Source organism: Qipengyuania nanhaisediminis (assembly GCF_045862805.1).
Lineage (GTDB): Bacteria > Pseudomonadota > Alphaproteobacteria > Sphingomonadales > Sphingomonadaceae > Erythrobacter > Erythrobacter nanhaisediminis_A.
The window spans coordinates 1,196,198-1,221,395 of sequence record NZ_AP025760.1; the positions used below are offsets into that span (position 1 = coordinate 1,196,198).

Consider the following 25,198-nt stretch of genomic DNA (forward strand, 5'->3'; position numbering starts at 1 on the left):
GATCGCGAAACGCGATGGCAGATCGCGGCGTTCCCGTGAAGATGGTGCGTATTGCGGCGAGCCGGGTCAGTCCTGCGGCCAGGGGCCGAGCATTCCCTCTGCCGGCATCGCGGAAAGCGCCGCGCCGCGCGCGAGCAGGCGCTCGGGCTCGTAGGGGCCGGGACAGCGCCAGCCCGCAGTCGCCGCTGCGGAAAAGCCAAAGCGCCCGTAATAGCCGGGATCGCCGATCATCACCTGTGCAAGCGGGGTGGTCCCGCCCGTTGCCATGCGCGCCTCGGCATCGAGCATCGCCGCCATCAATCCCGCGCCGAAACCTTCGCCCTGGCGTTCGGGCACCACCGCGACCGGCCCGACCATCACCAGCGGTACCGGGCGGCCCTTCGGGTCGATGAGCGCCACCGGCCAGCACTGGATGGTGCCGACCAGCATGTCGTCATCGTCGAGAGCGGCAAAGCTGAGCGCATCGAGCGCTTCCATCCCGGCGCGGATGCGATAGGCGGTGCGCGCGTGGCGATCGGGCCCGAAGGCGCGGTTGAGCAGCGCATCGACCATGACAGGCGCGACCGCGGAAAGCGGGATCAGGGTGCCGGTTGCGGCACCGTTATCGGGATCGGTTTGGTTCATGCGAGCGCGCCGCTAGGGCGTTTGCGCCCGCTTGCCAAGCATCGCCTTGTCAGCGCGACAGGCGCAGCACCCGTCCCTCGGGGCCATCCTCGGCCACCCAGATCGTCCCGTCGGGGCCTTGCGCGACAGACCGGATACGCTCGTCGAAATCGATCCGCTCCGCCTCTTGCGCGGCCTCGCCGTCGATCGTCACCCGCACCAGCGCCTGGCTCGAAAGCCCCGCGATCAGCGCATCGCCCTGCCAGTCGGCGAACATGTCGCCGGTATAGAACAGCATGTCGCCCGGCGCGATCACCGGGGTCCAGTGGACCGCCGGCTTCATGAAGCCGTCATCGGCCGAATGGTCCGCGATCGGGTCGCCGTTGTAATGGTTGCCATAGGACCGGCGCGGCCAGCCGTAATTGGCCCCGCGCATCACCAGGTTGAGCTCATCGCCGCCAGCAGGCCCGTGTTCGACATCCCACAGATTGCCCTGCATGTCCCAATCGAGGCCGAGGATATTGCGGTGCCCGGTCGACCAGATCTCGGCGGTCACCCCGCCTTCGCTGGCAAAGGGATTGCCTGCGGCCGGGCTGCCATCGAGATCGAGCCGCACGATCGTACCGAGCGTGTTGCGGTTGTCCTGCGCGGGATCGAGTTTCTGCCGGTCGCCGCTGGCGATGAACATGTGGCTTTCATCGGGCGAGAAAGTGATCCGGTGCGAATAATGGCCGCGCCCGGTGACCTTGGGCGCCTGCCGCCAGACCACTTCGAGCCCTTCGATTGCGCAGGCATCGGCCTCGCCGCAGGTCAGCATGCCGCGCCCGACCACCGCGCCGCGGGTGTCGCCTTCGCCGGCTTCGACCCAGCTGAGATAGATCGTGCGGTTCTCAAGCACTGCCGAGGCTTCGCTTTCGAGGAAGGCGACATCGCCGAAACCGCCCTGTCCGCCATAATCGACCTCCGGCACGCCGCTCACGGTGCCCATCCGTCCGCTGGCGGTATCGATGAATTTCATCGATCCTTCCTTCTCGGTGACGAACAGCACGCCCGTCCCCGGTGCGAATTCGATCGCCCAGGGCCGGTCGAAACTGCCCATTTCGGTGATCTGGATTGCGGTGTCGGGGTTATCGGCACTATCGGCCGCGCTCGCGCTGTCCCCCGATTTGGGCGGGGCGCAGCTTGCGAGCGCGAGGCAGATTGGGAAAATTGCGATCGATGTCTTGGAAAGTTTGGTCATGCCGGATCTAGCTCCTGGTCGCCTTGCGGGCGGCGCACGGCCTGTCATCGGGGTCGACGAGGCCGGACGCGGTCCGCTGGCGGGGCCGGTGGTGGCCGCTGCGGTGGTCCTGTGTTCCGGGCTACCCGCTGGCGTGGGCGATTCCAAGAAACTTTCGGCCAAGAAGCGCGCCGAACTGGACGAGGCGATCCGGGCAAACTGCCTGTGGGCGGTCGCCGTGGTCGAGCCCGAGGAGATCGACCGGCTCAACATTTTCGGCGCGACGATGGAGGCGATGACCCGCTGCGTCGCCGAATTGTGCGCACGGCTGGCCGAGCCGCCATGCGAAGTGCTGGTCGACGGCAATCTCACCCCCGCGCAGCGCTGCGAGGGATGGTGCTGGCCCGCGCGCCCGATCGTCGGCGGCGACGGGATCGAGCCGGTGATCGGCGCGGCCTCGATCATCGCCAAGCAATGGCGCGACCGCCAGATGGTCGAAGCCGCACGCACGCACCCCGCCTATGGCTGGGAGCGCAACAAGGGATACGGAACGGCGGAGCACATCAATGCGTTGCGCGAACATGGTCCATCCCCGCTCCACCGCCGCAGCTTTGCTCCCGTCGCCCAGGCCAGCCTGTTCTAGGGCGGCCGGTTGATGCTCGAAGCCGCGCTTTTGAGCCTTGCCGGACTGGTCGGGCTGGCCATCGGCGGTGAATTGCTGGTGCGCGGCGCTGTCGGCATCGCCGAAAAGCTCGGCGTCTCGACGCTGTTTACCGGCCTCGTGATCGTCGGCTTTGCGACCTCGATGCCCGAAATGGTGGCAAGCGTTCAGGCGAGCCTTGCCGGGTCACCCGAGATTGCCTGGGGCAATATCATCGGCTCGAACCTTGCCAATTCGCTGTTGATCCTGGGCGCATCGGCGCTGGTCATGCCGATCGCTTTGCGCGGCACCGGCAGGCGCGATGCGGTCGCGGCTCTGGCGGCGACGGTGCTCTTGTGGGGCTTGGCGCTTTCGGGCGTAGGCGCGCGCTGGGTGGGGGCGGTGCTGCTGGCATTGATCGTTGTCTATATCGTGTGGCGCTATCGCCACCCCTCGGCCGGCGCTGCCGAAGCGGAGGAAGATGTCGCCGGTGCGACGCCGGGCAATGTCTGGATCGCCGTCGGCCTGTTCATCGCGGGGCTGGCAGTGCTGGTGATCGGCGGCGATGCGCTGGTGCGCGGCGCGATTGCACTGGCAACGATCTTCCGCGTGCCCGAGACGGTGATCGGCCTTACCGTGGTGGCTGTGGGCACCTCGCTTCCCGAACTCGCGGCTTCGATCGCGGCGGCGGTGCGCGGAAATTCGGGCCTCGCAATCGGCAACGTGCTCGGCTCGAACATCTACAACATCCTGCTGATCGGCGGGGCGACCATGACCATCGCACCCTTCGCTCTGCCTGCGAGCCTTGCCGGCGTGCAGATGGCGCTTCTCACCGCCACCGCTTTCGGCCTGCTGTTGCTGCTTTGGTTCGCCAGGAGCATCACCCGCTGGCTCGGCGCGGCTCTCATCGCGGCCTTTGCCGCCAACGTGGTGCTGGTTTTCGCCTGACCACCGAATTGGCCGCGCGGCGAGTCCTTTGCGCAACACCCCCCGATGTCGAGTCCCGGCAAATGCGCGGGACTCCACATCTTGTGCCGGTCCCGTTTCGTTCCGGTTCCGGCTCGCACCGTTTACCAGCTGTTAACCATAAGCACCGAAAATCTCTTTGCTTGACGCAGGCCCGGCGAGGACTCATGCCTGTGGATAAGTCGAGGCAAGAGGGACCGTTCGGGGCAGGATCATGGGCGTTATCGAAACCAAGAAAGTGCGGGCAAGGCGGGCGGTCAAACCGTCGGCCGCCGACGTGCGCGCGCTGCTCCCGCTTGGCCGGATCCTCGATGGCGACTGCATTGAGGCGATGCGTTCGCTGCCCGACAATTCGATCGACTGCGTGTTCGCCGATCCGCCCTACAACCTCCAGCTTGGCGGCGATCTCAACCGTCCCGACGGCTCCGAAGTCGATGCCGTCACCGATCACTGGGACCAGTTCGACAGCTTCCGCGCCTATGACGAGTTCACCCGTGCATGGCTGGCCGAGGCGCGCCGGGTGCTGAAGCCCGACGGGGCGCTGTGGGTGATCGGCAGCTATCACAATATCTACAGGGTCGGGGCGATCCTCCAGGACCTGGGTTTCTGGATCCTCAACGACATCGTCTGGCGCAAGACCAATCCCATGCCCAATTTCAAGGGCACGCGGTTCACCAATGCGCACGAGACGCTGATCTGGGCGAGCCAGGGCGAGAAGGCGCGCTATCATTTCAACTATCGCGCGATGAAGACGCTCAATGACGAACTCCAGATGCGTTCGGACTGGGTGCTGCCGATCTGTTCGGGCGGCGAACGGCTCAAGGAAAACGGCAAGAAAGCGCACCCGACGCAAAAGCCCGAGGCGCTGCTTTACCGTGTCCTTCTCGCGACTACCGAGAAGGGCGATGTCGTGCTCGACCCGTTCTTCGGCACCGGCACCACCGGCGCGGTGGCCAAGAGGCTGGGCCGCGAATGGATCGGCTGCGAGCGCGAGACCTTTTACCGCGGCGTTGCCGAAAAGCGCATCGCCAAGGAATTGCCGCTCGACGAGAGCGCGCTGACCACCATGCAAGCCAAGAAATCCGCGCCCCGGGTCGCCTTCGGGTCTGTCGTGGAAACCGGCCTGATCCCTGCCGGCTCGAAGGTGTTCGACAAGAAACGCCGCTGGACCGCGACCGTGCGCGCCGATGGCTCGCTCGATTGCGGGGGTCAGGTCGGAAGCATTCACGGCCTCGGCAAGGAGCTGCAAGGCGCTCCGAGCTGCAATGGCTGGACCTTCTGGCATTACGAGAATGGCGGCGAGGTGAAGCCCGTCGATGCCGCGCGCGATCTTTACCGGCTGGCATCGGAAGATTGATCGCACTAGGCAGGCCGGCACCATGACCGCGCGCCTCTATCTCCAGCCCATCGGTTTCGCCTCTGGCCCGCAGGCCGAGGAAGGCGGTGCGATCAGGCTGGCGGGTTCGATGACCTATGCCAGCCGCTTTGCTCTCAGCGTGCGCGACAACGGGCAGGTGACGCACCGCCGCGTTTTCGCTGTCGCAGAGGCCGCGAGCGCGCTGGCCGAACCGGGCGGCGATCTTGCCGCACAGGCCGAGCGGCAATGGGCAAACCTCCAGCGTGTCCATGCCCCGCTGCAACTCGGCAGCCGCACCGTTCGCCTCGACCAGCCGCAGGTCATGGGCGTGCTCAACGTCACCCCCGACAGCTTTTCGGATGGCGGCAAGTTCCTCGAACGGCCCGAGGACGGCCGCGATCACGCCGCCGCCATGCTGGAAAAAGGCGCGGCGATCATCGATATCGGCGGCGAGAGCACGCGGCCGGGCGGGGCGGCGACATGGGAAGGCGACGAGATCGAGCGGGTCATCCCGGCGGTCGAATATTGCGCCGCCATGGGCGCCGCGATCAGCGTCGACACCCGGCGCGCGGGCGTGCTCGATGCCGCTCTTGCCAAGGGCGCTCACATGGCAAACGATGTCTCGGCGCTGCGCTATGACCCGCGCAGCCTCGAACTTGTCGCGAATGCCGGTTGCCCGGTGGTGCTGATGCACGCGCCCGGCAGCGGCGACGACCTGCACGAGGGCAGCGGCAACTATTCCGACGTGGTCACCGACGTTTTCGACATGCTCGCCGCCCAGCGCGCCCGCGCGATCGAGGGCGGCGTGGCAGAGGACCGGATCGTGCTCGACCCCGGTATCGGCTTTGGCAAGAGCCTTGCCGATAATCTCGCGCTTATCAATGCCTTGCCGCTGTTTCACGCGCTCGGCTCGCCGCTCGTGCTCGGGGTCAGCCGCAAGCGGATGATCGGCGCGCTCTCGCACGAGGAGCCTGCGCACGAGCGGCTCGGCGGGTCGATCGCGCTCGCGATCAAGGGGATGGATGCAGGCGTCCACCTGCTGCGCGTCCACGATGTCGCGGCGACGGTCCAGGCGCGCAATGTCTGGCGCGGCCTGCGCGATGCGGCGCTCACCGATTTCAGCCAGTTGCCCTGAAGCCGCGCGCGCAATAGGGACCGGGTGAAACAGAACTTCCTGGGAGAATCCTCGATGCGCCTTCACACGCTTCTCGCCCTTGGCAGCGCCGCTGCCGCGCTCGCCGCCGCGCCGCTCATGGCAGACGGCCACGAAGGCCACGCCGCCAAGGCCGAGGCGATGCCGATGGCGCATGACGGGCATGCGCGCCACCCGCACCATCATGACGGCCACGTCCCCGTCTATGCCGAAGACCTGCTCGGTCTCTATTACGACAAGCTCGAAAGCCGGATCGACCTGCCGGTGGCGCCGCCCAATGTCAGCCTTGCGCCCGAGACCGTGCTCACCCGCATTGCCTTTGGCAGCTGCAACCACCAGCTGCGCTCGCAGGACCACTGGGCCACGATCGCGGCGAGCGATCCGGACCTGTTCCTGTTCATCGGCGACAACAATTACGGCGACCAGAACTGGGCGGGCGACGCGATGCTCACCACCTTGCGCGAAGCCTATGGCGTGCAATCGGCGACCCCCGAACTCGCCGCTTTCCGCGCCCGCGTGCCGATGATGGTGACCTGGGACGACCATGATTACGGCTTCAACGATGGCGGGGCGAGCTTTGCCTTCCGCACCTTCGCCGAGACGATCTACGAGACCTTCTGGGACGCCTCGGACGAAGTGCGTTCGCGCCCGGGCGTCTACGAGGCGCGGATGTTCGGGCCGGAGGGGCAACGCACCCAGATCATCATGCTCGACACCCGCTTCTTCCGCTCGGACCTTGACCGGATGGACTACACGCCCCAGCGCCCGCCGCTCGGCCCCTATGTGCCGAGCGATGACGAGAGCAAGACAATGCTCGGCGAGGAACAGTGGCGCTGGCTCGAGGCCGAACTGGCCAAACCCGCCGACCTTCGCATCCTCGTCTCCTCGATCCAGGTGATCACCGATGCGCATGATTACGAAAGCTGGGAGGCGCTCCCGCACGAACGCGCGCGGCTTTACGAAATGCTCGCCAATCGCGCCGAAAGCGGGCTGGTCATGCTTTCGGGCGACCGCCATGCGGGGGGGATCTACACCGATGCGACCCCCGAGACGAAAGGCGAGCACCTGTGGGAACTGACCAGTTCCTCGCTCAATTATTCGTTCTCCTCGACCGAACGCAACACCGCGCGCGAACCCGATCCCAAGCGTTTGAGCGATTTCATCTCGGAAGAGAATTTCGGCCAGGTCGCAATCGACTGGAGCGCGCGCACGCTGACCCTCAGCCTGCTCGGCGCTGGCGATGACGATGCGGGTGATGTCCGGGTGAGCCGGGCGATCAGCTGGTAACAGCTAGAGCGTGAACCCGCCGTCCGAGACGAGCACGTGGCCGGTGATGTTCGCTCCGGCATCGGACAGCATGAACAGCATGGTCTCGGCCATTTCGTCGGCGCTGGCAAAGCGGCCCGACGGGGTGGTCGATGCCATCGCCTTGAACGTCGCCTCGCGCCCGTTTTCCGCGACCGAGGCGCGGAATTCCTCCGAGCTTTCCCAGATCGCGGTATCGACCCCGCCGGGCGCGATCGCGTTGACGCGAATTTTGTTGGCAGCGCCTTCGACAGCGGCGATCCGCGCCATGTGCGAGACCGCGGCTTTCGACACGCCATAAGGGCCGATCCCCGGCACCGGCTTCACCGCGGTCGATGACGATGTGATCACCGCGCTTCCCCCGCGCCCGTGCGCGCGCATGGCGCGCATCGCTGCCGACAGGGTCAGGAACGCGCCGTCGAGATTGATTTCCATCACCCGCCGCCAGTCGGCGAGCGAGAGATCGGCAATCGCGCCGCCTGCGCCAATCCCGGCATTGACGACCGCGTGGTCGAGCCCTTCGAGGCGCGGCTCGAGGTCGCGCCACAGCGCCTCGTCGCCGACGCTGCCGACGACCCGTTCGACCGAGCAATCGCAATCGAGCGCGTCGAGCCCTGCGGCATCGACATCGACGAGGATGAGCCGTTTGGCCCCGCGTGCCGCGAGCTGGCGCGCGCAGGCGGCACCGATACCCGATGCCGCGCCGGTGACGAGCGCGCTGCGCCCTGCGAAGTCTTGTGGTTGTGTCATGGCCGAGCGGGCTAGAGCGCGCCGCTCGCGCGATCAAGCCGCGTTGTCGATGCCGAGATCGGAAAGCTTGCGATAAAGCGTCGAGCGCCCGATCCCCAGCCTGCGCGCAACCTCGGTCATGCGCCCGCGATAATGGCCGATCGCGAGCCGGATGACATCGGCCTCGATCTCCTCGAGCGGGCGCAGATTGCCATCCTCGGTATAGAGCATGATGCCCACGCCTTCGTGCAGGTGCGAAGTAGCGGTGCTGGGTTCCAGTTCGCCGATCATTTCGGACAATTGCGGGAAGCTTTCCGCCGTCAGCGTGTCGCTCTCGCAATAGACCGCGGCGCGGAACAGCACCGATTGGAGCTGGCGGACATTGCCCGGCCAGTCGAACGCGGCGAGCAGGGCCAGCGCGCTGTCGGAAATCGAGAGGTGCGTGAGGCCGGGCTGTTCGCCGATCCGCTGGAGGAAATGGCGGGTCAGGGCAGGTATATCGCCGGTCCGTTCGCGCAGGGGCGGAAGCGCGATCCGGGTCGCGGACAATCGCCTGGCAAGCTCGGCATCGAACAGCCCGTTCTCCGCGAGCTTGGAAAGCGCGACATTGCTGGCAGACAGGATCCGCACGTCGACGCGAAAGCCGTGCGCGGCCCCGACCGGACGCACGATCCCCGTCTCGAGCGCTTCGGCGAGGCGTTGCTGCACGCAGTCGTTGAGCCGGTCGGCCTCGTCGAGCACCAGCGTGCCGCCATCGCAATGCTGCATGGCGCCGATCTGGCGATCGAAGGCTCCGGGAAAGGCGTTGGGTTCGTGCCCGAACAGCACCGATTCGACCGAATTGGGCGGGATGCTGGCGACGTTGATGATCCTGAGCGGGTCCTTGGCCCGCGGGCTGGCGGCGTGCATCGCGCGCATCAGCATTTCCTTGCCGGTGCCGCTTTCTCCCTCGATCAGCGAATGGGCATGGCCGCGCGCCGCCTTGGCCGCCTGTGCGAGCGCGGTGCGGAACTTGGGCGCGGTGCCGATCATCGCCTCGAAATCGAGGCTGGCCGACATCTTCTCGGTCAGCGGGGCGAGCTCGTCGCGCGGGGTTTCGCGGGTGGTGACGGCACGCAGGGCTTCCATCAAGCGATCGGGCGAGACCGGCTTGACGAGATAGTCGCTCGCGCCTGCGCGCATCGCCTCGACAGCCAGCAGCGGCGAGGCGCTGGTGGTCAGCATCAGGATTGGCAAGGCAGGGCGGCGTTCCTTGAGTTCGGCGATCAGCGCGCAGGCATCGTCGCCCGGAACCCACTGGTCGAGCAGGATCGCCGACAATTGCATGCCCTCGCGCGTGCCCAGCATCGCGATCGCGGTCTCGGCATCGCTTGCAACGACGGTGCGCCAGCCCTCGCGTGCCGCGATTGCCGATATCAGCCGGCTCTGCGCGGGCTCATCGTCGATAAGCATCACGATTCGCGGCGTATTCGCATCTTCGGGGCGCGGGTCTTGCGACATCGAAACGGCCTGGACTCCTCGGATCCGTCCCTGGCCTCGTGCCGGGGGAAAACGTCGCACTGGCTTAGAGGGGAGGGGTAAAGACCCGATTAAGGCTGATTTGCGTCCCGCGCTTTGCCCCCCAAAAAGATTTTTCGTGCGTGCTGGCGGCTTGAGGTGAGCCGGATGCTTCGATACGAGTTGGCTCAATAGCGGCCCGCGCGCGTCACGGGTCGGACAGGACCAACTTTTCAAAGGGAACGAATACAATGGCAACGCAAGACATGGACGAAGCGCGCGACACCTATGCCGGTTTCATCGCCTCGCTCAAATGGGCGGTTCCGGCCATCGCGGTGATCACCTTGATCATCGTCGCCCTAATCGCCGAATAAGCGGAGGGGCGCGGGGGGTGAAAATAGCGGTCTTGAAGGAGCGTTTTCCTGGGGAGACGCGGGTGGCCGCTACCCCGGAAACGGTCAGGAAATTCATCGCGCTGGGCGCCGATTTCGCGGTCGAGAGCGGGGCGGGCGACAGCGCCGCCTTTTCCGACGACGCCTTTCGCGAGGCGGGGGCCTCGATCGGCGATGCCGAGGCGGTGGTGAAGGACGCGGATATCGTCATCGCCATCCGCGCGCCCGAGCTGGCCCGTCTCGAAGGGACAAGGCCGGGGGCCATGGTCGCCGCCCTGTTCGATCCCTTCCAGCGGCGCGAACTGGTCGCCGCCTATGCGAGCGCGGGGCTCGAGGCGCTGAGCATGGAATTCATGCCGCGCATCACCCGCGCACAAAGCATGGACGTGCTTTCCAGCCAGTCGAACCTAGCCGGTTACAAGGCGGTCATCGCCGCTGCCGACACCTTCGGACGCGCCTTCCCGATGATGATGACCGCCGCCGGCACCGTGCAGGCCGCGCGCCTGTTCGTGATGGGGGTGGGCGTTGCAGGCCTTCAGGCGATCGCCACCGGACGCAGGCTCGGCGCGCAGGTTTCCGCCACCGACGTGCGCTCTGCCACCAGGGAACAGATCGAAAGCCTTGGCGCAAAAGCCGTGTTTGTTGAGGACGTTGCCGGGATCGAAGGCGAAGGCTCGGGCGGATACGCGACCGAGATGAGCGATGAGTACAAGGCCGCGCAGGCAAAGCTCGTCTCCGAACATATCGCCAAGCAGGACATCGTCATCACCACCGCATTGATCCCGGGCCGCGCGGCGCCGCGCCTCATCACCGATCAACAGATCGCGTCGATGAAGCCGGGCAGCGTCATCTTCGACCTCGCGGTCGTGCAAGGCGGGAATGTCGAGGGTTCGATCGCCGACGAGGTGGTCGAGCGCCACGGCGTCACTATCATGGGCTTTGCCAACACGCCCGCGCACCTTGCCGCCGACGCATCAGCGCTGTTCGCGCGCAACCATTTCAACTTCCTCTCCGCCTTCTGGGACGAAGAAGCGGGCAGGCCCGTGCTCGACGAAGAGATCGGCGACGCGATCCGGCTGACCCGGGGCGGTGAAGTGGTGAACGATAGGCTGGAGGGGGCCGCCTGATGGACTTCATTTCGATCCTGTCGATCTTCGTGCTGGCCTGCTTCGTGGGCTATTACGTCGTGTGGTCGGTGACGCCTGCGCTGCACACGCCGCTTATGGCTGTGACCAATGCGATTTCCTCAGTCATCATCGTCGGCGCGCTGATCGCTTCGGCGGAAGCCGGGAGCGCGGTGGCAAAATGGCTCGGGCTGATCGGGGTGGTGCTTGCCAGCATCAACATCTTCGGCGGCTTTGCCGTGACCGAGCGGATGCTGGCCATGTACAAGAAGAAGGAGCGGAAGTGATGAGCCTCTCCTTGCTCGCAGGCGCCACGGGCGCGGCAGTCGCAGTGCCCGCATGGGTGGCGCTCGCCTATCTGGTTGCAGGCGTGTTCTTCATCCTTGCCTTGCGCGGGCTTTCGAGCCCTGCCAGTTCTCGGCGTGGCAACCGGTTCGGCATGGCAGGCATGCTGATCGCGGTGGTTACGACGCTGGTCACCCACGACATCGCCAATATCGTCGAGATCGGCATTGCCATGCTGTTGGGCGGGATCATCGGCATCACCATCGCCCGCCGTATCGCGATGACCGCGATGCCCGAACTGGTCGCGGGATTTCACAGCCTTGTCGGCCTTGCCGCGGTGCTGGTGGCGGCTGCCGCCTATACCAACCCCGCCGCATTCGACCTGCTGGTGCCGGTGACGGGAACCGAAGCCTTTCCCGAGCCGCGCTTCATGCTCGATCCCATCGCGCGGGTGGAAATGGCGCTGGGCGCTGCGATCGGTGCGATCACGTTTTCCGGCTCGGTCATCGCCTTCCTGAAATTGTCGGGCCGGATGAGCGGGTCCCCGATCCTGCTGCCCGGCCGCCATGTCATCAATCTCGGCACGATGGCCACGATCCTCGTTCTCACCGGACTGTTCGCGGTGACGACGCCGGTGCCGGGCTGGGTGTTCCCCGCGATCTGCCTTGCCGCCTTCATCGTCGGGTTCCTGCTGATCATCCCGATCGGCGGGGCCGACATGCCGGTCGTGGTGTCGATGCTGAACAGCTATTCGGGCTGGGCGGCCGCGGCGATGGGCTTCACGCTCGGCAACACGGCAATGATCATCACCGGCGCGCTGGTCGGCTCTTCGGGCGCGATCCTGTCCTATATCATGTGCCGCGCGATGAACCGCAGCTTCATCAGCGTGATTGCAGGCGGGTTCGGCGCGGAAAGCGGCGGCACCAATGGCGACCCGCGCGAGGCGCGCCCTTACAAGCAGGGCAGCGCCGACGATGCCGCCTTCATGCTCGAACAGGCAGAAAAGGTCATCATCATCCCCGGCTACGGCATGGCAGTGGCCCAGGCCCAGCACGCGCTGCGCGAAATGTGCGACCTGCTCGAAAACAAGGGGATCGAGGTCAAGTTCGCAATCCACCCCGTCGCTGGCCGGATGCCGGGCCACATGAACGTGCTGCTTGCCGAAGCCAGCGTCGATTATGACAAGGTGTTCGAGCTCGAGGACATCAATTCCGAGTTCGCCACCGCCGACGTCGCCTTCATCATCGGCGCCAATGACGTGGTCAATCCGGCGGCCAAGACCGACAAGGCATCGCCGATCTACGGCATGCCGGTTTTCGATGTCGACAAGGCGCGGCAGGTCTTTTTCATCAAGCGATCGATGGGCGGGGTCGGATATGCCGGCGTTGACAACGACGTGTTCTACATGGACCAGACAACCATGCTTTTGTCGGATGCCAAGAAGATGGTCGAAGATATCGTGAAAGCGCTCGACTGATGGGCGCGCTGGGCATCACCCCGCTCGACGAACAGATCGAGAAGCGCGACGAATGCGACCCGGCCTGGAAAGTTGAGATCCGCGACCTTGCGCGCGGCTTTGCAGGGGCGCTCTTCGTCTCGCTCCCGCTGCTCTATACCATGGAGATGTGGCAGCACGGGCGCGAGCTGAGCGGATGGACCGTGATCGGCTTTCTCGTCGCGGGCTATTTCGTCAATGTCGGTTTCTGCGCTTATGCGGGCTTTCGCCAGACCCAGTGGACCAGCGGCTATTTCTGGGACGCGATGACCGCGCTCGGCATCGGTGCGGTGGCATCGGTGCTGACCTTGACCGTGGCAGGGATCATCGATTTCTCGCTCTCGCCGGAAATCATGTGGAAGATCGTCGCGCTCGAAAGCGTGCCCTGCGGCATCGGTGCCGCTGTGGCGCGCAACCAGCTTGGCGGGGGCGACAGCAGCCGTTCCGACGACAGCTCGCCGTTTTCGTCTGACATGTCGGTCTTCATGGGCAGCCTGCTTGGCGGCGTTCTGTTTGCCTACAACATTGCCCCGACGATGGAGACCGTGGTCATCACCACCAAGCAGGACTGGTGGCTCGCGCTCGCGACCGTCATTCTCAGCCTCGCTGTGACCTTCGTGATCGTTGAGATCGCCAAGTTCGTCGAGCGTGACTATACCAATCGCACGATCTTCACCACGCCGTTCATCGAGACGGTGTTTTCCTATGCGGTGGCGCTGGTGGTGAGCTTCGCGTTCCTGTTCGGGTTCGACTATATCTCCTGGGGCGATGACCCCGCGATCTGGGTGCCGCGGGTCGTGACCGCGGCCTATGCCACCGCGCTTGGCGGAGCGGCAGGAAGGCTGGTTCTGTGATGAGCGACAAGGCGCAAGACAAAAGCGACGGCAATGCAAGCGGCACGGACAGATCGGACAACCAGTCCGGCGACGACAGCAACAAGACCAACACGTCAGGCGACAAGAGCCCGGTGCCGCCGACGATCATCGGCTGGGTGGTGCGCGGTCTCTCGCTCGCGCTGATCGGTGCGCTGATCGTGTTCCTGGTCTACAAGGCGGTCGGAGAAGACGACCGCTTCGATTACGAGATCAAGCCGCTCTGGGACGAGGCACAGCCGGGCCCCAATGGCGGGCATCTGGTCCCGATCGAGATCACCAACAAGTCGAGCCGCGCGATCCGCAACTGGCAGATCGATGTTTCGCAAGGCGGTTCGGAACCGGTCTCGATCGACATGCAACTGGTCGGCCCGCTCGAAAAGTTGACCTATGTCGTCGAACTCGAACAGGTCGATGTGCCGGTCGATAGCGTGATCGTCTTTTACGAGAGATAGGCGGTGAAACGGCTCCTCTTCCTGCTGGCCATTCTCGCGCTGGGTATCGGCGCCTATTTCCTGCTGCGCGATGATGGCGTGCTCGAACAGGTCACCGAAGCCCGGGTCGAGGCCGCGCTGCTCGGCAATGGCGTTCCGGCGGACATGGCGGGGTGCATGGCGCCGCGGCTGACCGACCGGCTCTCGATCGTGCAATTGCGCCGGCTCGAACGGATGGCCCCGCAAGAGGGCGAGCCGGCCATTCCGCCTTCGACCGATGCCGCGCTCGAACGGCTGCGCCGGGTCGATGACCAGCAGGCGGTCGAACAGCTCGTCCGGGTGGCGGCAGGCTGCGGCGTGGAGCTGATGTTCGGCGGGTGACCCCGTTCATGCCGTAACGGCCTTGCGCAATTCCTCGCGCCTGCGCAAAATGGCGTGGACGAGGAGAGACGTTTTCATGATCAGGATTACTCTGGCTGCCGCGCTGCTTGCAGGCGCTGCTCCGGCATGGGCCGAAACGCATATCATCACGCCGGGCGAGGGCGCGCAGGAACGCTTGCAGGAAGCATTGATCCTGGCCCAGCCGGGCGACGAGATCGTGCTCGAGGCGGGACGCTATGCCATGACCGACGGGCTCAGCCTCGACGTTGACGGGGTGACTTTGCGCGGGGCGGGGATGGACGGCACCGTGCTCGATTTCACCGGCCAGCAAGGTTCGGGCGAAGGGCTGCTGGTCACCTCGGACAATGTCACACTGCGCGATTTCGCGCTCGAAAATCCCAAGGGCGACGGGGTCAAGTCGAAGGGTGCGGACGATATCGTCTATTACCGCGTCCGCGTCACCTGGACGAATGGACCAGACCCGGACAACGGCGCTTACGGCATCTACCCGGTCGAAAGCGAAAATGTGCTGGTCGACGGGGTCAAGGTCACCGGCGCTTCGGATGCGGGCATCTATGTCGGCCAGTCGAACCGCATCACGGTGCGCAATTCGATCGCCGAGGCCAATGTCGCGGGCATCGAGATCGAGAACAGCCGAAACGCGCTTGTCGAACACAATATCGCCACCCGCAATACCGGCGGCATCCTCGTGTTCGACCTGCCCGGCCTGCCGGTGATGGGCGGAGGCAATGTGGTGGTCGCGAACAATCTCGTGGTCGCCAACGACACCGCAAATTTCGCGCCGCCGGGCAATATCGTCGCCGGCGTGCGGCGCGGGACCGGGATCATGGTGATGGCAAATGAAGGGGTGCTGATCGAGAACAACATCATCGACGAGAACCCGACAGCTCCGATCATGGTGATCGCCTATACGCAGAGCTTCGATGACGAACGCTACAACCCGCTGCCGCGCGGCGTCGTGGTCGGCGAGAACAGCTATGGCCGGGGCGGCGATGATCCGCAGCTCGAAGGCGCCGAAATGCTGCTTGCGGCCTTTGGCGGGGCTCTGCCGCCTGTCATGTGGGACGGGCTGGGCACCATGTTCACAGTGCCCGGAACGCGCGGCTGGTCATTGAACCTGCCCGAAGCGGGCAAGGGGCTGGGCGGGGCCGCTCCCGAGCCGCTATCGGTGCCCGAACCGTCGGGCGAATTCGACCGCAGCGGCATCGGCGCACCGGCAGAACTCGACGCGCGGATCGGGTGAAACGCTCGCTCGCTCTCCTCGCCCTTGCGGCCTGTGCGCTCGCGGCGAGCATGGGGACGGGCCGCGATGCAAGCGCGCTGGTCCATCCCATGAGCGTCGATGACGCCGTGATCGCCGGCGACAGCCTGCCGCGCACGCTGGCTGAATTCGGCTTCTTCCAGGACGATGGCGCGCGCATCCCCGACCCGCGGCTGGTGCCCTACGAGCTCAACACCGCGCTCTATTCCGACGGCGCCGACAAGCTGCGCTATCTCTACGTGCCGGCTCACAAACAGGTCACGGCCGATGGCGACGGAGTGCTGCAATTCCCTGTCGGGACCGCGATCATCAAGACCTTCGCTTTCGGCGAGGGATCAGGCCAGCGCTTCATCGAGACCCGCGTGCTGGTGCACCGCGCCGATGGATGGACGGCCTTGCCCTATCGCTGGAACGCGGAGCAGACCGAGGCGCGGCTTGCTCTGGCTGGCGGGCGCTTGCCGATCACCCGCGCCGACGGCAAGACCTTCAGCTACCGCATTCCCAACAAGAATCAGTGCAAGACCTGCCACTCGGTCGATGACGCGGTGGTTCCGATCGGCCCCGCGGTCCGGAACCTTTCCCCCGAACTGCTCGCCGAACTGGCAGACCGGCAAATACTCGCCGCCCAACCGGTGAGCAGCGATCCGATGCCGCGCTGGGGCGACGAGACGGCGGGCGTTGCCGGCCGCGCGCGGGCCTATCTCGATGTCAATTGCGCGCATTGTCATCGTCCCGGTGGCAGCGCGTCCAACTCGGGGCTCGATCTCAGCTGGGAGCAGCGCGATGCCTTCGCGATCGGGGTAAACAAGCCGCCGGTCGCAGCCGGGCGCGGGGCAGGCGGGCTGCTGGTGTCGATCGCGCCGGGAGAGCCTGACAAGTCGATCCTCGTCCACCGGATGCAGTCGACCGAAACCGGGGTCGCCATGCCCGAACTGGGCCGCGCGAGCGTGGATGACGAGGCGCTGGCGGTGATTCGCGCATGGATCGAGGAGATGGGCGAATGAAATGGGTCTGGCGCGCGCTCGGCATCCTCGTCGCGGCGCTGGTGATCGCGTTCCTCGTTCTTCGCGTACCCGATACCGATGCGGGTCAGATGCGCGCCAAATACGGGGCCGCTCCCTCACAATTCGTTGAAATCGGAGGGGGAACCCTCGTCCACCTGCGCGATGAGGGGCCGCGCGATGCCCCCGTCATCGTGCTGCTGCACGGCTCGTCGGCAGACCTGCACACCTGGCAGCCATGGGTCGACGGGCTGGCCGATGATTACCGCGTGATCCGTTTTGATCAGGTCGGCCACGGCCTGACCGGACCCGATCCCGCACATGATTACAGCCTCGCCAATTACGTCGCCGATATTGGCGAAGTGGCCGATGCGCTGGGGCTCGAGCGCTTCGTGCTCGGCGGCAGCTCGATGGGCGGGGCGCATGCCGTGGCTTTCGCGGCCGCGCATGGCGAGCGGCTCGACGGGCTGATCCTCGTCGATGCGGGAGGCGCGCCGATCGAGACCGAGGCTGAAGGCAATATCGGTTTTGCGATCATGCGCACTCCGGGGCTGAACCGAATTGCCGAACACATCACCCCGCGCAGCCTTGTCGAGCAATCCTTCCGCCAGAGCGTATCGAACGAGGACGTGGTGACCGAGGAGGCGATCGATCGCTACTGGGAATTGCTGCGCTATCCTGGCAACCGCGCGGCGACCGTGCGGCGTTCGGCGCGCGACTGGACCTATCTTGACGCCAAAGATGTCGGTGCGATCGACGTGCCGACGCTCGTCATGTGGGGAGACGAGGACTCGCTGATCTCGGTCGATGCGGCCTATTGGTATGAGGAGCACCTGCCCGCCTCGACGCTCGCGATCTATCGCGGCATCGGCCACCTTCCGCACGAGGAAGCGCCCGCAGCATCGCTCGCCGACCTGCGCGCCTGGCTGGCGCAAACGCTTGAGCCGGAGGCCGGGCAAGACCCCGCTTAACCCCGGATTCACCAAGCAAATGGCTGAAGGCACACGGTGATTTTCGGCCTATGGACGCGGTGGTCCCTTGGTCGCTACACCACTGGCACACGCGCTTGAGAATCGAGGACAATCGTTGCGAAAACTGGGACTGATCGGCGGGATGAGCTGGGTTTCGACCGGCATCTATTACGACCGGATCAACCGCATCGTTCAACGCCGCGCGGCGCCGATGGCGTCCGCCCCGATGCTGATCGAGAGCCTCGACTTCTGCCAGCTTTACGCGCTGCGCGAGGAAAAGGACTGGAAGCGCGCGAGCGGGATCCTGTCGGAGAGCGCGAAACGGCTCGAAGGCGCGGGCGCCGAGGGGCTGATCATCGGCGCCAATTCGATGCACCGTCTCTATGACGATGTCGCGAGCGCGGTCGGCATCCCGATCCTGCATATCGCGGATTATGTCGGGCGCGCGCTCAAGCGTGCCGGGCACAAGAGCGCGGCGCTGATCGGCACCCGCAATGTCATGACCGAGAGCTTCTATCGAAAGCGGCTGGTCGCGCACGGGATCGACCTGCTGCCGCCCAACATGAACAATGTCGAGACGCTTGACCGGATCATCTATGACGAGCTGATGGTGGGCAAGGTCACCCGCGACGCGCAGCGCGCGATGAAGACGATCATCACCGGAAAGGCGCAGGAAGGGGCGAACGCGATCGTGCTGGCCTGCACCGAGCTCGATCTCGTGGTCGATGTCGATGCGAACGTCTTGCCGGTCTTCGACAGCACCAGAATCCATTGTGACGCGGCCGCGGACTGGATTCTCGAGCAGGAAGACGAGGGCTGAACCGCAACTCGGCTGTGATTTGCCACGGATTGCCGCATTTACCCATCGGTAGGTGTGCAAAACCCGGACTTGGCCCTTACGTGCGCGCCCAGAGCCTGTCATCAGAACAAGATAGACAAGTTCGGGTCTTCGGGTCGCTCCGTTGACCCAGAGCCTGCGAAGGCTTCGGGACCGTTTGCCACCCCCCCCATTGCACCCGGCAGACGGTCCTTTTTTTTGCCCGCATTCCCTATCCAGCAACGCGTTATCCTGACGCGCCGGCACCCTGTTGCCCGCGCTGTCCACGTTATCGCGCCGGGTTGCTGATCTGTTCCGGTTGAGCGCGGTTGCCAGCGCGATTAAGCGGGACCTCGTGACTGACCGCGCTCCCTACGCCGCCGATCCCCATGCCCATGGCGGACGCGAATTCGCTGTTGCCGCGCGCGAGGGAGGGGACAAGAGCGCTCCCGCGCGCAGCGAGCAACGCGGCCCTCGCACCGATTTCCAGCGCGACCGCGACCGCATCATCCACTCGATGAGCTTTCGTCGGCTCAAGTCGAAGACGCAGGTCTTTATCGCGCCCGACGGCGACCATTACCGCACCCGGCTGACCCATTCGATCGAGGTCGCCCAGATCGGCCGGGTGATCGCCCGCGCGCTCGGCCTCGATGAAGACCTGACCGAGGCGCTGTGCCTCGCGCACGATCTGGGCCACCCGCCTTTCGGCCATGCCGGCGAGGCGGCCTTGTCCGAGGCGATGGCGCGCCATGGCGGGTTCTGTCACAACGCGCAGGCGCTTCGCACGGTGATGCGGCTCGAAAGCCCCTATCCCGAACACGAAGGGCTCAATCTCACCTGGGACTTGCTCGAAGGGCTCGCCAAGCACAACGGCCCGGTTGCTGCGCCGAACTGGGCGCTTGCCGAACTCGATGCCGATTTCCCGCTCGACCTCGGCACCTGGCCCTCGCTCGAGGCGCAGGTCGCAGCGGTTTCGGACGATATCGCCTATGACAACCACGATATCGATGACGGGCTTCGCGCCGGATTTCTCGACCTCGACGACCTGCTCGAGCTCGATTTCCTCGCGGACCAGTGGCGGACCGTCGAAAAACGCTTTCCCAACGCCCCGCGCGAGCGCCAATTGCGAGAACTGATCCGCGACCAGATCGGCTTGATGGTGAACGACGTGATCACCCATTCGCGCGACAATGCGAAAGGGTTTGGCTCGGTCGCCGAGATCCGCGATGCGGGACGCCAGCTGGCAGGGTTTTCGCCGGCGATGCGGGAACACGAACGGGCGCTCAAATCCTTCATGTACGACAAGCTCTATTACCATCCCGAACAGGTCTCAGCGGCCGAACGCGCGCGCGACGTGATCGCGCGGCTGTTCGCGGCCTATTCGCAGGATGCCTCGCTCATGCCCGAGGAATGGCAGGCGCGGCTTCCCGACACCGATCCGGGCCGCAGCCGGGCGATCGCCGATTTCATCGCCGGGATGAGCGATCGCTTCGCCATGCGCGCCTGCGAGGCGATCTATGGTGAAATGCCGAGGGGGCTGACCAATGTCTGACACCCCCGCCTTCAACCCGGTGCGGATCGGGCTGGTGGGTGCCACCGGCCTGATCGGGCGCCGGCTGATCGAGATATCCTCTGCCGGCGACACCGTGCGCATTGTCGGCATCGCCCGGCGCGAAATGGACCTGCCCAGGGGCGCGCGGGTCGAGATGTTCGTCGCCGATCCGGCCAAGTGGGGCGAAGTGCTCGAAGCGGTGCGCCCGCGCGCGATCATCTGCGCGCTCGGCACCACCTGGCGCAAGGCGGGGCGCGACGAGGCGGCCTTCCGCGCGGTCGATCACGACCTCGTCATCGCCACCGCGCGCGCCGCGCACGAGGCGGGCATTGCGAACATGGTGCTGGTCAGTTCGGCGGGCGCCGACCCGCGCACCAAGAACTTCTACCTCAAGGTCAAGGGCGAGACCGAGGCCGAGGTCTCGAAGATCGGGTTCAAGCGGCTCGACATCCTGCGCCCCGGCCTTCTGCGCGGCAAGCGCGAGGGCGACAGCAGGCCGTTGGAGGCGCTCGCCCGGCTCGCAGCACCGCTGGTCGACCCGCTGCTTCCCGACAAGTGGGCGATGTATCGCTCGCTCGATGCCGATCTGGTCGCAGAGGCCGCGCTCGGCCTTTCGCTGCGCAAGGCGGCGGGGCGCTTTACCCATGACAACGAGGCGATGAAGCGCGCTGCGCGCGACTGGCGCGCCAAGGCCGAGGAGCCGGGGGAGTAGGATCATGGACTGGGGCCTCGTCTTTTCGGCTGCGAACATTCTCGCCATGATCGCCTGGGCCGCCCTGATCCTCCTGCCGCGCTGGCCGGCGCTTCTTTCGGCACTGCTCTATCTCGGCATAGGCTTGCTGTGCGCGCTTTATGTCGGGCTGTTCGCAGGCGTGCTAGCAGGGGTCATCCCGGGAGGCGAAGGCGGCGGCGATTTCACCACGATCGCCGGCGTGCGCGCGTTGTTTGCAAGCGATGTCGGGGTGGTGATCGGCTGGGTCCACTACCTCGCCTTGGATTTGTTCGTCGGGCTCTGGATCGCGCGCGACGGCGATGCCAAGGGCATTTCGCGGCTGTTTCAGGCACCGGTCCTGCTCGCGACTTTCATGGCCGGGCCGCTCGGCCTTGGCATCTGGTTGCTGGCACGCGAACCGGCAGCGCGCCGCAGCGGGCGCTTCCGCTAGCCGCGCCTATTGGCAAACCATTGGGGCAGACCATCGGGTAAACCATTGGACAGCGCGCGCGCGCCCGTGCTTAATCCGGTTCGAAAAGAAAACCGGATGGAGAGGCCATGGCGAGCGAAGAGCATTACGGTCTGACGACCTTTGACGAGTTTCTCACCTATTGGGGTGAGCAACGGCCCGACGGGATCGCGCTCGAAGACGGCGAGAGGGTCACCACCTACGCCGAGGCCGAGCGCCTGACCCGCCAGCTGATCGCCTATTTCCACGCCAACAATATCGGCAAGGGTGACATGGTGGCCTGGCTGGGCCGCAATTCGGACCGCTATTTCCTGATGCTTTATGCTGCGGCGCGCATGGGAGCGGTGATCGCGCCGATCGGCTGGCGGCTGGCCCCGCCCGAGATCGCCTATATCCTGTCCGACACCGGGGCGAAGCTGGTGGTGGCCGAAGACGCGTTTCTCGCCAGCGCCGAAGAGGTCGCAGCCACGCTCGATCCGCGCCCGCGGGTGGTGCGCGACGATATCGCCTTTGCCGAAGTGGCGAACATGGAACCGGTCGATTACGCGCCCCCGCACGAGAACGATCCAGTGCTCCAGCTCTACACCTCGGGCACGACGGGCAATCCCAAGGGCGCTCAGCTTTCGAACAGGAACCTGTTTGCCCTGCGCAAGCCCAGCCTCGATGAACAGGTGCCCTGGCAGATCTATGGCCCGGACGACTGCATGCTCGCGGTCATGCCCTGCGCCCATATCGGCGGCACCGGGGTGGCCGCGATCGCGGCGGCGAACGGCGTGCGTATCCTCGTCATGCCCGAATTCACGCCCGGCGGAGTGCTCGACGCGATCGTGAAAGGCGCGACCCACATGTTCCTCGTCCCTGCCGCGCTGCAGATGGTGATCCAGCATCCGCAGGCCTCCGGGACCGATTTCTCGAACCTGCGCTATCTCATGTATGGCGCTGCGCCCATGCCGCTCGAACTGCTGAAGGAGGCGGTGCGCACCATGCCGCAGACCGGCTTCCTCCAGGTCTATGGCATGACCGAGACCTGCGGCACGGTGACCATGCTTCCGCCCGAGGACCACGTGCTCGAAGGCAATGAGCGGATGCGTTCGGCGGGCAAGGCGGTGCCCGGCGTCACCATCGAGGTGCGCGGGGCCGACAATGCGGAGGTGCCGCGCGGCGAGATCGGCGAGGTGTGCATCCATTCGCCCTCGAACACGGCGGGCTACTGGAACCTGCCCGAAGCAACGGCAAGCACGATCGATCCCGATGGCTGGCTGCACACCGGCGATGCCGGGATCATGGACCAGGACGGCTATGTCTATATCCAGGACCGGATCAAGGACATGATCATTTCGGGCGGCGAGAACGTCTATCCCGCCGAGGTCGAGAACGCCATTTTCGGCCATCCCGCCGTGGCAGAGGTCGCGGTGATCGGCATCCCGTCCGAACGCTGGGGCGAAGAGGTGAAGGCCTGCGTCGTGTGCAAGCCGGGTGCCGAGCTCAATGCAGGCGATCTCATCGCCTATACGCGCGAACGCATCGCCCCGTTCAAATGCCCCAAGAGCGTGGACATCATTCCCGAAATGCCGCGCAATGCCTCGGGCAAGATCCTGCGCCGCCAATTGCGCGATCCCTATTGGGAGGGGCGCGACCGGCAGGTCTCGTGAACGAAAAGCGCCATGCCCCGGCCACCTTGCGCAACCGCGAGCCAATCCTCGCGGTGCTGCGCCAGGAATTGCCCGAATGGGGACTGGTGCTCGAGGTGGCGAGCGGATCGGGCGAACACGCGGTGTTCTTTGCCGATCATCTGCGCGCGCTCGAATGGCAGCCGAGCGATCCCGACCGCCAGGCGCTCGCCTCGATCGCGGCCTATCGCGCCGAATATGACGGGGTGAACTTGCGCGCCCCCGTGCTGCTCGATGCGGCAGCTTATGCCTGGCCGGTTCGGCGCGCTGATGCAATCGTGTGCGTCAACATGGTCCATATCGCGCCGTGGGATGCGGCCGAAGGATTGTTCGCAGGCGCTGCCCGAATCCTGGGCGGCAAGGACTTGCCGCTCATTCTCTATGGCCCGTTTTTCGAGCACGGGGTCGAGCCTGCGTCGTCGAACCTCGAATTTGACGCGGGGCTTCGCGAGCGCGACGAACGCTGGGGCATTCGCGATATCGAAGCGATCGACGCGCTGGGACGCAAGCACGGCCTCGAGCGCACGGCCCGCCGCGAAATGCCCGCGAACAACCTGGTGCTGGTCTATCGCATGGCCTGACAGGCGGCACGCAGCGGGGCCGGGATCAGGTCTCCTCGTCGACCGCGTTGGCGACCGATTTCAAGTCTTCGCCAAGGCCGCGCACGGTGTTGCAGGCCGATGCGCTTGCCACGAGCGCGCCAAGCGCCAGCATGGTGAGAAATTTGCGTGCCATGATCGTCGGGATCCGTAACAAGAAGGGGGGGCGACCATCGCCCCGTGCGCGGCGCGGCGCAAACGAAAAAGGGCCCGCCATTTTCCAGGCGAGCCCTTTTCGCGCGAAAGGTCAGGCGCTTAGGTTTCTTCGTCGACGGCGTTTGCTGCCGATTGCAGGTCGTCTCCGACCCCGCGAACGGTGTTGCAGGCGGCGGCCGACAGTGTCATCGCGCCCAGCGCGATTGCGATCATGGTCTTGCGAATCATGCGAATTCTCCTCGCTTGGTGTGCGTTTTCAACGCGTCTACGAGGCGTTCGGTTCCACTGACGATGCAGCGGGCGAGGGGGTGCGGGCAAGCCGCCGCTCGCGCCAGGCGATCAGCAGTCCCGCGCCCACGATCAACGGCGCACCGAGCCACAGATTGGCGCTCGGCGAACGGTCGAAAACGCTCCAGCCATACCAGGTCGCCCACAGCAGCGAGGTGTAATCCATCAGCAGGATCACCCCAGCCGATCCGAACCGCAGCGAGGTGGTGAGCAAGATTTGGGCAATTGCCCCGGCAATCGCCATGGCGATGATGATCAGCCAGGTTTCGAGATCGTGGGCCTGGGCGAAAAATGGTAGCGCGAGCGCGAGCAGCGGCGTGGTGAGCAGCATGAACCAGAAGACGATCGACCACGGCGCCTCGGTCTTGTTGAGATCCTGGATCTGGAAACTGATCAGCGCGACCAGCAGCGCTGCAACAAGGCCGATGACAGCGCCGAGCGGGTCGATCGCCGCACCGCCGGCAAGGCCGAAACCGGGCTGGGTCAGCACCAGCACGCCGGCAAAGCCCAGGATCACCGCGCCCCAGCGATACAGGCCCACCTTCTCGCCGAACAGGATCACCGACAGCATCACCGCGAAGAACGGCGCGGTGAAACTGATCGCGGTGGCTTCGGCGAGCGGCAGCAGGATGACCGCGCCATAGACGAAGAACATGCCCGTCAGCCCGATCGCGGCGCGCGCGGCGTGTGCCGGGAAGCGCCGTGTCCTGACCGAGGCGAACTTGCCCGTGGCAGCCAGCAGCACGCACACGCAGACCAGCGTGATTGCCTGCCGCCAGAAGACGAGCTCGGCAAGGTTCGCCCCGCGCTCGGCCGCCAGCTTGACGAGCATCGCCATGGTCGCAAGCACGCCCGCGGTCGCAAGCCGCAAGGCCAGCGCCAGGAACGGGCGGGGGCGGGCAATCGATCCATCCATTCGCGCGGCCTTAGTGCGCTCGCGCCATTGCGTGAAGGGCGCGCATCGCTACATGGCGCTGTCCATGGAGTTTCTCACCAGCCTGTCCTTTGCCAGCGACGCCGAACGCCTCGCGCTTGCCGGTGCGGGGTTCTGGCTGTTTGCCGGACTGTGCCTGGTGATGGAGCGGCTGCGCAATGCCAGGCGCTCGGTCGAGCGGCTCGAACGCGTGGGCTGGATGCCGTGGACGACGCTGTTCGTAGCGAGCGCGATCATCGGCGGCGGCTGCCTCGCGGTCAGCCTGCCGGTGGTGCTGGGCAGCCTTTGATCAGGG

At 65.6% G+C, this 25,198-nt stretch carries 29 protein-coding genes; 22 read left to right on the forward strand and 7 right to left on the reverse strand.

The annotated features are described in order from the left end of the window. Positions 1 to 66: 66 nt before the first annotated feature. Together ACKTSM_RS05710 and ACKTSM_RS05715 are read right to left on the reverse strand one after the other, a co-directional pair. Complete coding sequence (locus ACKTSM_RS05710; protein WP_407876157.1) at positions 67 to 624, reverse strand: GNAT family N-acetyltransferase; 558 nt, start codon at positions 622 to 624, stop codon at positions 67 to 69. A gap of 49 nt (positions 625 to 673) precedes the next feature. Next, on the reverse strand, positions 674 to 1,843 hold the full coding sequence (locus ACKTSM_RS05715) for a PQQ-dependent sugar dehydrogenase (RefSeq protein WP_407876158.1): 1,170 nt from the start codon (positions 1,841 to 1,843) through the stop codon (positions 674 to 676). Here ACKTSM_RS05715 and ACKTSM_RS05720 point away from each other — a divergent pair. The 5 genes from ACKTSM_RS05720 (at position 1,842) to ACKTSM_RS05740 (ending at position 7,225) form a co-directional block, all read left to right on the forward strand. Beyond that, positions 1,842 to 2,465, forward strand: a complete 624-nt coding sequence (locus ACKTSM_RS05720; protein ID WP_407876159.1) for a ribonuclease HII — start codon at positions 1,842 to 1,844, stop codon at positions 2,463 to 2,465. The two genes, ACKTSM_RS05715 and ACKTSM_RS05720, sit on opposite strands and share 2 nt — an antisense overlap. Positions 2,466 to 2,477: 12 nt before the next feature. Continuing rightward, positions 2,478 to 3,410 carry a calcium/sodium antiporter gene (locus ACKTSM_RS05725; protein ID WP_407876160.1) on the forward strand — a complete coding sequence of 311 codons (933 nt, stop codon included), beginning with the start codon at positions 2,478 to 2,480 and terminating at the stop codon, positions 3,408 to 3,410. A gap of 232 nt (positions 3,411 to 3,642) precedes the next feature. Beyond that, complete coding sequence (locus ACKTSM_RS05730; protein ID WP_407876161.1) at positions 3,643 to 4,785, forward strand: site-specific DNA-methyltransferase; 1,143 nt, start codon at positions 3,643 to 3,645, stop codon at positions 4,783 to 4,785. Positions 4,786 to 4,807: 22 nt separating this feature from the next. After that, positions 4,808 to 5,920 carry a dihydropteroate synthase gene (gene folP, locus ACKTSM_RS05735; protein ID WP_407876162.1) on the forward strand — a complete coding sequence of 371 codons (1,113 nt, stop codon included), beginning with the start codon at positions 4,808 to 4,810 and terminating at the stop codon, positions 5,918 to 5,920. 24 nt (positions 5,921 to 5,944) lie between these two features. Further along, positions 5,945 to 7,225 (forward strand): alkaline phosphatase D family protein, encoded by a 1,281-nt coding sequence (locus tag ACKTSM_RS05740; RefSeq protein ID WP_407876163.1) that lies wholly within the window; start codon positions 5,945 to 5,947, stop codon positions 7,223 to 7,225. 3 nt (positions 7,226 to 7,228) lie between these two features. On the opposite strand, the gene ACKTSM_RS05745 is transcribed toward ACKTSM_RS05740, so the two are convergent. Together ACKTSM_RS05745 and ACKTSM_RS05750 are read right to left on the reverse strand one after the other, a co-directional pair. Next, a complete protein-coding gene (locus ACKTSM_RS05745; protein WP_407876164.1) occupies positions 7,229 to 7,993 on the reverse strand; it encodes an SDR family NAD(P)-dependent oxidoreductase in 765 nt (254 codons plus the stop codon). A gap of 33 nt (positions 7,994 to 8,026) precedes the next feature. After that, complete coding sequence (locus tag ACKTSM_RS05750; protein WP_407876165.1) at positions 8,027 to 9,424, reverse strand: sigma-54-dependent transcriptional regulator; 1,398 nt, start codon at positions 9,422 to 9,424, stop codon at positions 8,027 to 8,029. 296 nt (positions 9,425 to 9,720) lie between these two features. Here ACKTSM_RS05750 and ACKTSM_RS05755 point away from each other — a divergent pair, with 296 nt between their 5' ends. The 16 genes from ACKTSM_RS05755 (at position 9,721) to ACKTSM_RS05830 (ending at position 23,507) form a co-directional block, all read left to right on the forward strand. Continuing rightward, the gene (locus tag ACKTSM_RS05755; RefSeq protein ID WP_407876166.1) at positions 9,721 to 9,843 is read left to right on the forward strand and encodes a hypothetical protein; all 123 of its coding nucleotides are present in this window, start codon (positions 9,721 to 9,723) and stop codon (positions 9,841 to 9,843) included. A gap of 17 nt (positions 9,844 to 9,860) precedes the next feature. After that, on the forward strand, positions 9,861 to 10,988 hold the full coding sequence (locus ACKTSM_RS05760; protein WP_407876167.1) for an NAD(P) transhydrogenase subunit alpha: 1,128 nt from the start codon (positions 9,861 to 9,863) through the stop codon (positions 10,986 to 10,988). Next, positions 10,988 to 11,272, forward strand: coding sequence for an NAD(P) transhydrogenase subunit alpha (locus ACKTSM_RS05765; protein WP_407876168.1), 285 nt, complete (start codon positions 10,988 to 10,990; stop codon positions 11,270 to 11,272). The genes ACKTSM_RS05760 and ACKTSM_RS05765 overlap by 1 nt, the downstream gene beginning before the upstream one ends. Then, positions 11,272 to 12,747, forward strand: a complete 1,476-nt coding sequence (locus tag ACKTSM_RS05770) for an NAD(P)(+) transhydrogenase (Re/Si-specific) subunit beta (RefSeq protein WP_407876169.1) — start codon at positions 11,272 to 11,274, stop codon at positions 12,745 to 12,747. The genes ACKTSM_RS05765 and ACKTSM_RS05770 overlap by 1 nt, the downstream gene beginning before the upstream one ends. Continuing rightward, positions 12,747 to 13,619, forward strand: coding sequence for a DUF2391 family protein (locus ACKTSM_RS05775; protein WP_407876170.1), 873 nt, complete (start codon positions 12,747 to 12,749; stop codon positions 13,617 to 13,619). The genes ACKTSM_RS05770 and ACKTSM_RS05775 overlap by 1 nt, the downstream gene beginning before the upstream one ends. After that, complete coding sequence (locus ACKTSM_RS05780) at positions 13,619 to 14,092, forward strand: hypothetical protein (RefSeq protein WP_407876171.1); 474 nt, start codon at positions 13,619 to 13,621, stop codon at positions 14,090 to 14,092. The genes ACKTSM_RS05775 and ACKTSM_RS05780 overlap by 1 nt, the downstream gene beginning before the upstream one ends. 3 nt (positions 14,093 to 14,095) lie before the next feature. Continuing rightward, positions 14,096 to 14,452, forward strand: a complete 357-nt coding sequence (locus ACKTSM_RS05785) for a hypothetical protein (RefSeq protein ID WP_407876172.1) — start codon at positions 14,096 to 14,098, stop codon at positions 14,450 to 14,452. A 76-nt stretch (positions 14,453 to 14,528) separates the two neighbouring features. Next, positions 14,529 to 15,716 carry a parallel beta-helix domain-containing protein gene (locus ACKTSM_RS05790; RefSeq protein WP_407876173.1) on the forward strand — a complete coding sequence of 396 codons (1,188 nt, stop codon included), beginning with the start codon at positions 14,529 to 14,531 and terminating at the stop codon, positions 15,714 to 15,716. Further along, entirely contained in the window at positions 15,713 to 16,738 is a 1,026-nt protein-coding gene (locus ACKTSM_RS05795) for an SO2930 family diheme c-type cytochrome (protein ID WP_407876174.1), read from the forward strand. Before ACKTSM_RS05790 ends, ACKTSM_RS05795 begins: the two co-directional genes overlap by 4 nt. Continuing rightward, positions 16,735 to 17,706, forward strand: coding sequence for an alpha/beta fold hydrolase (locus tag ACKTSM_RS05800; RefSeq protein WP_407876175.1), 972 nt, complete (start codon positions 16,735 to 16,737; stop codon positions 17,704 to 17,706). The genes ACKTSM_RS05795 and ACKTSM_RS05800 overlap by 4 nt, the downstream gene beginning before the upstream one ends. Positions 17,707 to 17,821: 115 nt before the next feature. After that, a complete protein-coding gene (locus ACKTSM_RS05805) occupies positions 17,822 to 18,526 on the forward strand; it encodes an aspartate/glutamate racemase family protein (RefSeq protein WP_407876176.1) in 705 nt (234 codons plus the stop codon). A 352-nt stretch (positions 18,527 to 18,878) separates the two neighbouring features. After that, positions 18,879 to 20,075, forward strand: a complete 1,197-nt coding sequence (locus ACKTSM_RS05810) for a deoxyguanosinetriphosphate triphosphohydrolase (protein ID WP_407876177.1) — start codon at positions 18,879 to 18,881, stop codon at positions 20,073 to 20,075. Beyond that, the gene (locus ACKTSM_RS05815; RefSeq protein ID WP_407876178.1) at positions 20,068 to 20,787 is read left to right on the forward strand and encodes an NAD(P)H-binding protein; all 720 of its coding nucleotides are present in this window, start codon (positions 20,068 to 20,070) and stop codon (positions 20,785 to 20,787) included. The genes ACKTSM_RS05810 and ACKTSM_RS05815 overlap by 8 nt, the downstream gene beginning before the upstream one ends. Positions 20,788 to 20,791: 4 nt before the next feature. Then, positions 20,792 to 21,238, forward strand: coding sequence for an ABA4-like family protein (locus ACKTSM_RS05820; protein WP_407876179.1), 447 nt, complete (start codon positions 20,792 to 20,794; stop codon positions 21,236 to 21,238). A gap of 107 nt (positions 21,239 to 21,345) precedes the next feature. After that, entirely contained in the window at positions 21,346 to 22,908 is a 1,563-nt protein-coding gene (locus ACKTSM_RS05825) for a long-chain-fatty-acid--CoA ligase (protein ID WP_407876180.1), read from the forward strand. Then, a complete protein-coding gene (locus ACKTSM_RS05830) occupies positions 22,905 to 23,507 on the forward strand; it encodes a DUF938 domain-containing protein (RefSeq protein WP_407876181.1) in 603 nt (200 codons plus the stop codon). Before ACKTSM_RS05825 ends, ACKTSM_RS05830 begins: the two co-directional genes overlap by 4 nt. A gap of 25 nt (positions 23,508 to 23,532) precedes the next feature. On the opposite strand, the gene ACKTSM_RS05835 is transcribed toward ACKTSM_RS05830, so the two are convergent. The 3 genes from ACKTSM_RS05835 to ACKTSM_RS05845 form a co-directional block, all read right to left on the reverse strand. Next, positions 23,533 to 23,661 carry a hypothetical protein gene (locus tag ACKTSM_RS05835; protein WP_407876182.1) on the reverse strand — a complete coding sequence of 43 codons (129 nt, stop codon included), beginning with the start codon at positions 23,659 to 23,661 and terminating at the stop codon, positions 23,533 to 23,535. A gap of 119 nt (positions 23,662 to 23,780) precedes the next feature. Then, positions 23,781 to 23,909: a hypothetical protein gene (locus ACKTSM_RS05840; protein WP_407876183.1), complete on the reverse strand. Its 129-nt coding sequence runs from the start codon at positions 23,907 to 23,909 to the stop codon at positions 23,781 to 23,783. Positions 23,910 to 23,946: 37 nt separating this feature from the next. Then, on the reverse strand, positions 23,947 to 24,885 hold the full coding sequence (locus ACKTSM_RS05845) for a DMT family transporter (RefSeq protein WP_407876184.1): 939 nt from the start codon (positions 24,883 to 24,885) through the stop codon (positions 23,947 to 23,949). A 52-nt stretch (positions 24,886 to 24,937) separates the two neighbouring features. Here ACKTSM_RS05845 and ACKTSM_RS05850 point away from each other — a divergent pair, with 52 nt between their 5' ends. Further along, complete coding sequence (locus ACKTSM_RS05850) at positions 24,938 to 25,192, forward strand: hypothetical protein (RefSeq protein WP_407876185.1); 255 nt, start codon at positions 24,938 to 24,940, stop codon at positions 25,190 to 25,192. Positions 25,193 to 25,198 lie beyond the last annotated feature (6 nt).